Genomic DNA, 9510 nt, shown 5'->3' with positions numbered 1-9510 from the left:
AGGCGCGCGGCGCCGTCGCCGAACCGCGCGAAGGCACCATGCTGTCGGTCATCGCCGCATTCGCCGCGGCGCTGCAGGCCGACGCCGCGCGCGGGGCCGACGATCTGCGCGGCTGCTGGACGCGCGCCGTGGCCGCGGCGCGCGAAGCGCTGCAACGCACGCCCGAACAACTGGCCGTGCTGCGCAAGGCCGGCGTCGTCGACGCCGGCGCGCTCGGATTCGTCGAGCTGCTAGAAGGCATAGACGATTATTTGCGGCGCGGCCGCGCCGGACTCGCCGCGCTCGACGACTACCGCGGCGGCGAAGCCGGCGTCATGGCCGAAGCCGACGCCGCCGATGCGCCACATCGCTGGTGCACCGAATGCGTGCTCGGCGCCGAAGCGATCGAGCGCGACGCCGTGCGCGCGGCGCTGCAGGCGCTGGACCACAGCAGCCTCGTGCTCGCCGGCACGCGCACGCGGCTGCGCGTGCACGTGCACCTGGACGAACCGCAGCGGCTCTACGACCTCCTCGCCGCGTTCGGCGACGTGACGAGCTGCAAGGCCGACGACATGCACTCGCAGCAGCGCGCGACGCAGGCACGCACGCGCGTCGCCGTCGTCGCCGATTCGGCCGCCGATCTGCCGGATGCGGAGCTGGAGCGCCTGCCGCTGCATCTCGTGCCCGTGCGCCTGAACTTCGGCGCGCAGGACTATCTCGACAAGGTTTCGCTGTCGCCGGCCGAATTCTTCCGGGAGCTGCGCCGCAATCCGCTGCCGCCGCGTACCTCGCAGCCGCCGCCGGGCGACTTCCGCCGCCTGTTCGAATTCCTGCTGAGCCACCACGACGAAGTCGTCTATGTCGGCCTGTCGCGCGCGGTCAGCGGCACCTTGCAGGCCGGCGAAAGCGCCGCCGCGCGCTGTGCCGGCAACCGCATCCACGTCGTCGATACGCGCACGGCCTCGTGCGGCCAGGGGTTGCTCGCGCTGCAGGCCGCCGAACTCGCGCTGCAGGGTCTGGACGGCCCGACGATCGCCGCGCGCATCGCGACACTCGTGCCGCAGACGGCCTTGTTCGCTTACGTGCGCGATCTCAGCCACATCGTGCGCGGCGGCCGCCTGCCGGCCTGGACCCTGCCGCTGACGCGGCGACTCGGCCTCGCGCCGATCGCCGCGGTCGGCCGTGACGGCCGCCTGCATCTGCGCTCAGTCCTGCGCCTGCGCCCCGAGCTGCCGCAGCGCTTCGCGCGCTGGGTGGCGCGGCGGCTGACGCCGGCGCAGCGTCGCGGCCGCCTGCTGATCGGCCATTGCGACAATCCCGGCGAAGCCGCGGCGCTGGCCGCCGCGCTACAGGCCGAACTCGCCATCGCCGCGCCCGGGATCGTCGCGATGGGCGCTGCGATCTCGGCGCATGCGGGACCCGGAGCAGTGCTCGTCAGCGCGCTACCTTGCGGCGAACCGGAAGCCTGAGACCGCACGCGGGACCATGTGCCGTGGTGCGTTTTCTCTCTTTCAGGCACAGGTCGGGGGGGCCGGATGAGGAGGCTTTGCCCACGGCATGACGATCTCGCCCTGCACCCGATGCCAAGGCCGCGCCGGCGAGCCGACAGCAATACACGGCCGCGAGGCATAGCCATGGCGCGTCGGCGAAACCGCAGCGGCCTCGGTCGAGCCGGGTCTGCGGAACAAGCGGTCGCGCATTGGAGAAAAGCGCTGCGGCGCCGACGGCAGCTCGATCGCCGCGCGTACCGCGGCGGGATGCATCGCTCAGTCTGGCAGCGGTTCCGGCTGAACCGGCCCCACCCATGACCAATGCCATGCTTGTTCGCTGCGGCCTGGCACTATATCTTGCATTACAAGATGACTGACAAGACAAGAAAACCCGCCGACGAAAGCCGTCAAGCCCAACTGCTCAAGGGCTTGGCCGAGCTGGCGCTGCTGAGCCTGCTGGAAGAGCGCGCGCACTACGGCCTGGAAATCCTCGAGCGCCTGCGCGGCGAGGCCGGGCTCGGGCTGGCCGAAGGCACGATCTATCCGCTGCTGCACCGGCTCGAGCGCTCGGGCCTGACCCAGGCCGAATGGCGCCTCGACGACGGCGGCAACCGGCCGCGCAAGTACTACGCCCTGACCGACGTGGGTCGCCGCGACCTGGCCCTGCAACTGGCTGACTGGCAGCGCATCGCGACGGCATTGGGCGCGTTCCTGAATCGAGGTGGCAAGCGATGAGCAACGAGACTCGCGAATTCGAACCCTGGCTGCGGCGACTGAAATGGGCGCTGTCGGCGCTGCCGGCGCAGGACCGCGACGACATCGTCGCCGAGACCCGCGCGCACCTGCGCGATGCCTGCGATGCCGGCCAGACGCCGGCCCAGGTGCTGGCCGGTTTCGGCGGCGCCGAAGACTATGCGCGCCAGTTCGTGGATCAGATGGAACTGTCCGGCGCGCTCGGCGCCGGCCGCTCCGGTCCCATGCTGAGGCTGGTGCTGCGCCGCGCGCACCGCAGTCTGATCGCCACCGTCGCCACGACCCTCGTACTCGTCTGCGTGCTGCTCGCCGTCACCGGCGCTTCGCTCGTGTTCTTCGAGCTCAGCGATCCGGTGCACACCGGATTCTGGAGCGGCGGCGGCAACCTGTTCGTCGGCGTGATCGACGATCCGGCCAAGGCCGTCGACCTGCTCGGCACCTGGTTGTTGCCGGCCGCGCTGGCCGCCGTCGTACTGCCGCTGCTGCTCGGGCGGCTCGTGCTGCTTTGGACCGTGCGGCGGCTCGCCGGCCGCAAGTGATCCGCCGCGAGGCCTGTCCGCGCGGACGGGCCCTGGGGCCGCGCTTTCCAGGACGCTGCAAGACGCCTGCGGAGCGGGCGTGTGGCCGCCCCTTGCCTCGCGGCACCTGAATCACATTAACCACATTTCCATTTGTCCGCAAAATCAAGCGGCCGGAGCAAGACAATGAGCAAACGGGCGATTCTGATTTTCTGCCTGCTGACCTTCGTGCTGGGCTGGGGCGTGCAGCTCGGCATCGTCGCCGCCTACGGCAATCCGGAGAATGCGCCGTCGTACTGGCTGATCCTGGTGATGTCGACGCCGGCCATCGCGACCGTGCTGTTCGCGATCTTCCATGCGCCGTCGCGCCGGCAGATCCGCTGGAAGCCGACCTGGCGCATGTGGCCGATGACGGTTCCCGCTTTGTGCATACCGATACTGATCGGCTTCGGCGCCGTCGCCGCCGTGCTGGCCTTCGGCTGGGGCACGCCGGGCTGGTTCCAGTTCTCGCCCGGCGGCGTGCAGATTTCCGGCGGTCCGTGGCTGCTCGGCAAAGGCGCGCAGGGCTGGGCGCCGTTCGTCGCGAACGTCGTCGTCACCGGCGTCTGGTTCGCGGCGATCAGCACGATCCCGGCCATCGGCGAGGAACTCGGCTGGCGCGGCCTGCTGCAGGGCGCGCTGATCGACCGGCTCGGCCTCGGCCGTGGCGTCGTCGTGCTCGGACTGGTCTGGTCGTTCTGGCACCTGCCGTCCCTGCTGGCCGGCTACAACTATCCCGACCATCCGGTGCTGGGCGGCTTGCTGCTGTTCCCGCTGATGCTGATCGGCGCCTCGCTGTTCCTGGCCTGGCTGACGCTGCGCGCCGGCTCGTTCTGGCCTGCGGCGTTCGCTCACGGCGCCGGCAACTCCATCGAGATCGGCGTCATCAGCAACCTCAAGATGACGATGCCGCAGCTGTACCTCGATGTGCTGCATCTGACCCTGACCCTCGCCGCCGGCCTGATCTGCTTCGCGCTGCTGCGGCGCAGCCGCGGGCGGGGCACGCCTGAGGATGCGCAAGGCCTGGACGTAGCGCCTGCGCCGGCGGCTTGAGGCCATGTCAGCGGTGTTGCCATTGCGTGCGGCGCGGTCGCCGGGCCAGCGCGAGCGCCGCCCGGCTCAGCGTCGCGCGCAGACGTAGACCAAGCCACAGCGCCGTCGCGAACAGGCGGTCCACGGCAACGCTGCGTCGTCCGAACAACACCGGACAGATCAGCCGCGCGGCGAAACAGAGGTGGACGTAGCGATAGCGTGGATACAGCGCGGCCTGGTAGCGCCGCGCGACGGCGCTGCTGCGGTAGTGCGGCTCGGCGGCGGTGTCGACGAGCCAGGCGGCGAACATGATCTGGTCGTCGCTGAGCTCGAGCATGCGGCCGAGGCCCACGCGCAGGCGTTGCCGGAGGCTCACCGGCCGCTGCGCGCATTCGGCGTCGAGCAGGGCCTTGAACATGCCGCAGTGGCGCGCTTCGTCGAGTGCGAGCGCATGCAGCACCGTGCGGCCGGTCTCGTCGCGGCAGCAGTCGCGCAGCACGCGATAGAAGGTGCTGGCCAGCGCCTCGACGATGCAGCGCGCGACGAGCTCGCAGGCGATGCTGCCGCGCACCGAACGCCCGTCGCAGGCGTGGTAGGCGACGCCGTCGAGATAGGCGTGCATGACGCGCTCGAACGCGAAGCCGCCGCCGGCGGCTTCGGCCAGCCGGCGCAGTGCGCGGCCGTGTTCGCGCTCTTCGCGGTTCCATTGGTCGATGGCATCGCGCCAGTGCGCGCCGCGCGCGGCGAACACCGCACGCAGATAGTCGCCGTACTGGTCGGCGCGGGATTCGACGAGCGCGGTCGTGCGCAGTACGTGGAGCAGTTCCGCATCGAACGCGGCGGGGGCTACGCGCGAATAGGTGAAATCGGTCGCGCGCCAGGGCCGCGCGGCGGGTTTGAGAAAGGACATGGCAGGACTCCGCCGACAGGGAGCTGCGACGTTGCCGCCGCGCGCGGGCCTTGCCGCGGTCCGTTGCGGGCGAATCGGGGCAGGGCATGGCGAGGTTCTGGCGGAACCGCCGGCCGACGCGATGAGCGACGTGGCTTGCGGCGAGCAACGCGAACCGCGGCATCGGACGATCGGTCGCGAAGAACGCCGGCGAAGAAAGCCTCGCGCGACTCGAATGATCGCGTCGCGGAGGAGCGCGTTCGGAAAACGCCGGCGCGGTGGCGTCGCTCAGGGGGACGATGGCGCATCGCCTGCCGGCCGATGAAGCGACGGTGCGGCGATTCGCGCGATCGATCAGGCGGATTCTCTGCATCGGAAAAAGCCCGACGGCGCGGTTCGCCCGGCTCTTCGCGACCTGCGACTTCCGGGGCGCGGCGCGGACGCAGCGCCGCCGGCTTCAGTCCTCGTCCGCGATCGTCCTGGCTTCCTTGAACGGCGAGCGCTGCGGCGCGGCGTCCGGCGTCACACGCGTGAACACTTCGCGGATCAGCGCGTTGACGGCCGGCAGACGGTGGCGCAGCCAGACGTGGCTGGTCTGCGCGGTCGCGCCGAGCGAGGCCTTCGGCTCGGCGGCCGTGCGGCCGAAACTGAGCTCCTCGCAGCGCAGCTCGATCGCGTCCTCGATCAGGCATTGCAGCAGGCGCAGGTACAGCGGCACGGTCGCGTTGACCGCGTAGTCGAGGCCGACGTAGTAGCCGAGCGCGCGATTGCCGTCCTTGATCGTCGTGATGAAGCCGACGATGTCGGTGTCGTTGCGGATCAGGGTGCAGCGGAAGCGCTGCGCGCCGGCGAGCTGCGCAAGCGCGCCGAAATAGCCCGGCGGCAGCGCCGACAGGCGCGTGCTCGCGCGCCGTTCGACGGCGCTGTACAGCGCGTGCAGGCGCGCATCGTGCGCGGCCGCGTCGGCATTGCGCTCGATGCGGTAGCCGGCGTCGGCGACCTGCTTGGCGACCTTCTTCGCCTTGCTGCGGTAGTTGGAATTCAGGTCGGCGAGGTAGTCGGCGAAGCTGCGCCAGTGCGGCCGCACCGCCATGGCCATTTCCGGCTCGGTCGTCAGCGGCCGGTAGCTGAAGTCGCGCAGGGGCGCGGCGCCGGCGTGGCGCGCTTCGTCGAGGTCCTTGATCATCACGTAGTCGATCTGCCCGTGCAGCCGGTCGGCGCGGCGCAGGCGGTACAGCGCTTCGGCGACGCCGTGCCAGAGCAGTGCCGGGTCCTCGTCCGCGGCGAACGCGAGGCCGTGAAAGCCGCTCGAGACGAGGCTGCCGCAGACCAGCAGGCGCGTGCCGAGCTGCTGCAGCGCCTTGCGGCGCAGGCGCGAGTCCGGCAGATTCGCGAGCTGATTGCCGCGCACTTCGAGCACCTGCGCCGCGAGCGCGACGATGGGCCGGCCGTCGCGATAGACCAGCGCGTAGCGCAGCTGCATGCCCTCGGGCGTGTGGCGCTCGAGCAGGCGGCGATAGTCGCGCGACAGGAAGAACGACGCTTCGGCGGTCAGCGCGTCCCAGTGCCCGGGATTCAGGAAATCGATGCGGTCGGCGAGCGCGCAGTCCAGACCGCCGGGCCGCGCGCGCTTGTCGTGGCGCCGCAGCGCCGCCTTGATGCCGTCCACCGCGCCGCCAAGACCCTTGCCCATGCCGTCCTCCCGCCGCCATCCCGCGCGAGTCTACGCACGCGGCCGGCGCGCCGGAATCCGCGCCGGCAGTGCCGAAAGACTCAGGCGCGCGGCCGGAAGCGCACGCTGCGCATCGACAGCGATCCCATGTCGAAGCCTTCGACCGGAAAGTCGACGTCGTCGCCGGCGTCGCTCGCGGCCGCGGCATAGATCAGCGGCAGGAAATGTTCCGGTGTCGGATGTGCGAGACCGGCGTCGGGCCGCTCCAGCGCGGCGACGACGGCGGCAACGCGATCGTCGCTGCGCAGGCCTTCGGCCAGGGCCGCGTCGAAACCGGCGGCCCAGTCCGGCGTCGCGGTCTCGCCGGCGCGCCAGGCATGAAACGCATGAGCGAGGTTGTGCACGATGTTGCCGCTGCCGAGGATCAGCACGCCCTCGTCGCGCAGCGGCGCGAGTGCGGCGCCGAGCCGCGCGTGCTGCGCCGGCGTCGCGCGCCGGTCGATGCTGAGCTGGACCACCGGCACGTCGGCGGCCGGGAACAGATGACGGAGCACGCTCCAGCTGCCATGGTCGAGGCCCCAGTCGGTGGTCGTGCGGATGCGGCCGGCGCTCTCCCCGGCGATCGCTGCCGCGAGCGCGGGATCGCCTCGTGCCGGATAGCGCACCGCATGCAGTTCCGCCGGAAAGCCGCCGAAATCGTGAATCGTGGCCGGCGCCGCCTGCGCGGTGACCCAGCTGCCCGGCACGAACCAGTGCGCCGACACCGCGAGCACGGCGCGCGGCTTGCCGAGCGTGGCGCCGAGCGCACGGAACGCCTCGCTCCAGCGGTTGCGTTCGATCGCGTTCATCGGGGAGCCGTGGCCGACGAACAGCACGGGCTGGCGGATCGCGGTGGTCATGACGCTCCTGGATCGTCGGCGCGCGGCGGCGGCCCGGCGATGATGCCATCGCCGCCCGTTTCCGGCGCTTGGGGGAAACGCGCGAGCCGCACGTCATAGGCGGTGGCAACAGGTCGCGTTGCCGCCGGCGCGCACGGAAGCGTCCGCGAATTGCAGCGATGCAGGCGACGGTCGGGAGTGCTCCCGTGAGCGTGCACCCACACGGCCGCCGTCTGCATCGCCAGGGATTGTGCGGCAGCCGGAGCGGCGACGACGGCAGCGACCCGTCAAATTTGGTGCCGGAAAAATGCGGAAAAAACGGCGGCGGCGCGAAGTTGTGGCGCCGCACGGGCCATGCGCCGGCGAATGTCGTGTGCTAGCGTTTCGGCCGGCCGCAACGGGGAAGGCGGTCTCGGCCGGAAGCGGCCGGTGGGACGGCCAGGGGCGTCGCCGGTGCGCCAGGCTTCACCAATTGGAGATCATCACATGTTGAAAAAACTACTTTGCACGACCCTGATCGCCGCCGGCATCGGCGCCGCCCATGCGGCAGACCCCGGTTTCTACGTCGGCGCCGGCATCGGCCAGGCGCGCTACGACGACTCGCTGACCGGCCAGATCCGCTCCGCCTACACGAACGACCCGGGCTACGCCTTCGTCTCGGGCCGCCTCACCGACGACACCGACAACGCCTGGAAGCTGTTCGGCGGCTACCGCTTCCTGCCCTGGCTCGGCGTCGAGTTCGCCTGGGTCGACTTCGGCCAGGTCAGCAGCAACTACGTGCTGCATTCGCAGGTGCCGCTGACGAACGCCGATGCGAACATCGACGGCCGCTACGAGATCGCCGGTCCCAGCGCGACCGTGTTCGGCGAGCTCGACTTCAACGACCGCACCTCGGGCATCCTGCGCGTCGGCGCGTACAACGCCCAGGTCGACTACAGCGAGACCGGCACCGGCGCCGACGGCCAGCCGCACCGCTTCAGCAACAGCGACGACAACACCAAGCTGACCTACGGCCTCGGCCTGAACGTGCGCGTGACGCCGAACTGGGACGTGCGCCTGGACTGGGACCGCTACACCGACGCCGGCCGCCGCTTCGCGCTGACGAACGACGGCAACGGCCGCTTCGACCACATCGACTTCGTGTCGCTGAACCTCGCCTACCGCTTCGGCCAGTGAGCCCTGCGGCGACCGGGACGGCGCTGCGGCGCGGTCCCGGTCGCCGTTTCCATGCGGCGGCGCTACTGGCGGCGATACTCGATCGTCATCGTGTGCGCTTCCTTGCCGCCGCGCGTCTCGTACCAGTCGAAGGTGTAGCGGCTCTGGTCGTGGATGCGCACGACCTGGCGCACTTTCACCATCGTCGCCGGCTGCATCATGTCGGGCATCTCGCCGTCGAAGGTCCAGGCGTTCGTGGCCTTGTCGTGGTCGCCCCAGGCCAGCCAGAAACTCGTCGACATCGAGTCGGTCCAGGTGTTGAAGAACTTCCCGCGCAGGTTGTCGAAGCCGAACAGGCCCTGGCCCGTGAACGGCTGGCCCATGAAGCTGCCGTCGTAGGTGATCGCGACGTAGCGGCCGCCGTAGATCGCCGCGCCCTTCGACGTACCGTCGCTTTCCTGCGGCGGCGCGCCGGGATCCATCCAGACCTTGGTCTTCGCGGTCCAGCTGCCGACGAAATAGGCCAGCTGCTGGTGCTCGGCCCGCGGCGTGCTGGCTTTCTCGAACGCGGCCATCTGCGCCTGCTGCTCGGCGGTCATGGCCGGAGCGGCCTCGGCTGCCGGTTTCTTGTCCTCGGCCTGCGCAGCGCCTGCTGCCAGTACCGTCAACGCACTCACTGCGACTGCCGTGAATCGGTTCATGAGCGTGCCTCCCGTTGGCCCGGAAAGGGCCCGCGCATACTAGCGCCGGCCGTGTCGCGAGACCGCTAACCCCGGCGCCGCGGAGCCGCCGTTGCAGGCTGCGCCATTCCCTCCGACGGAGCACGACCATGCGCAGCACCCGCCTCACCGTAGCGATCAGCCTTGCCCTGACCCTGGGCCTCGCGGCCTGTGCGCCGAAGTCCACGACCGCGCCCGAGAGCGCCGTGCGCCACGAGGAAGTCCAGCAGGCGCCGCAGCGCGTCGCCGACGCCGCCCCGGCCGCCGCCGACAAGAAGGCCGAAACCCGCACCGAGCCGGCGGTCCGCGGCGAGGCCGAGAAAGACAGCCTGCAGCCCGCCGCCAAGCCCGCCGCGGCACCGGCGCCGGCCGTGGCGCAGACCGCC

Annotated in this window: 9 protein-coding genes and 1 pseudogene; 6 read left to right on the top strand and 4 right to left on the bottom strand. The window is 70.8% G+C overall.

What is annotated here, in order from left to right; translation table 11 throughout:
* The 4 genes from NON22_RS15330 to NON22_RS15315 all read left to right on the top strand — a co-directional run.
* The coding region (locus NON22_RS15330; protein WP_257387824.1) for a DegV family protein at positions 1-1448 on the top strand (1448 nt) is incomplete at its 5' end.
* 390 nt (positions 1449-1838) lie between these two features.
* Entirely contained in the window at positions 1839-2204 is a 366-nt protein-coding gene (locus NON22_RS15325) for a PadR family transcriptional regulator (RefSeq protein ID WP_257387823.1), read from the top strand.
* On the top strand, positions 2201-2761 hold the full coding sequence (locus NON22_RS15320; protein ID WP_257387822.1) for an HAAS signaling domain-containing protein: 561 nt from the start codon (positions 2201-2203) through the stop codon (positions 2759-2761). Before NON22_RS15325 ends, NON22_RS15320 begins: the two co-directional genes overlap by 4 nt.
* Positions 2762-2926: 165 nt before the next feature.
* On the top strand, positions 2927-3832 hold the full coding sequence (locus NON22_RS15315; protein WP_257387821.1) for a CPBP family intramembrane glutamic endopeptidase: 906 nt from the start codon (positions 2927-2929) through the stop codon (positions 3830-3832).
* Positions 3833-3839: 7 nt separating this feature from the next.
* On the opposite strand, the gene NON22_RS15310 is transcribed toward NON22_RS15315, so the two are convergent.
* The 3 genes from NON22_RS15310 to ygiD form a co-directional block, all read right to left on the bottom strand.
* Positions 3840-4721 (bottom strand): ferritin-like domain-containing protein, encoded by an 882-nt coding sequence (locus tag NON22_RS15310; protein WP_257387820.1) that lies wholly within the window; start codon positions 4719-4721, stop codon positions 3840-3842.
* A 436-nt stretch (positions 4722-5157) separates the two neighbouring features.
* Complete coding sequence (locus tag NON22_RS15305; RefSeq protein WP_257387819.1) at positions 5158-6393, bottom strand: GNAT family N-acetyltransferase; 1236 nt, start codon at positions 6391-6393, stop codon at positions 5158-5160.
* Between the two features lie 80 nt (positions 6394-6473).
* A complete protein-coding gene (gene ygiD, locus NON22_RS15300) occupies positions 6474-7271 on the bottom strand; it encodes a 4,5-DOPA-extradiol-dioxygenase (protein WP_257387818.1) in 798 nt (265 codons plus the stop codon).
* A gap of 465 nt (positions 7272-7736) precedes the next feature.
* Here ygiD and NON22_RS15295 point away from each other — a divergent pair, with 465 nt between their 5' ends.
* Entirely contained in the window at positions 7737-8426 is a 690-nt protein-coding gene (locus tag NON22_RS15295) for an outer membrane beta-barrel protein (RefSeq protein WP_257387817.1), read from the top strand.
* A gap of 62 nt (positions 8427-8488) precedes the next feature.
* Here the strand turns inward: NON22_RS15295 and NON22_RS15290 are convergent, their stop codons facing one another.
* Positions 8489-9106 carry a DUF1579 domain-containing protein gene (locus NON22_RS15290; protein WP_257387816.1) on the bottom strand — a complete coding sequence of 206 codons (618 nt, stop codon included), beginning with the start codon at positions 9104-9106 and terminating at the stop codon, positions 8489-8491.
* 128 nt (positions 9107-9234) lie between these two features.
* Between NON22_RS15290 and NON22_RS15285 the strand changes: the two are divergent.
* Positions 9235-9510 (top strand): annotated as a pseudogene (locus NON22_RS15285) (hypothetical protein); the annotation flags it as partial.

This window comes from Tahibacter caeni (assembly GCF_024609805.1).
Lineage (GTDB): Bacteria > Pseudomonadota > Gammaproteobacteria > Xanthomonadales > Rhodanobacteraceae > Tahibacter > Tahibacter caeni.
This window is presented reverse-complemented; position numbering and strand designations above follow the sequence as displayed.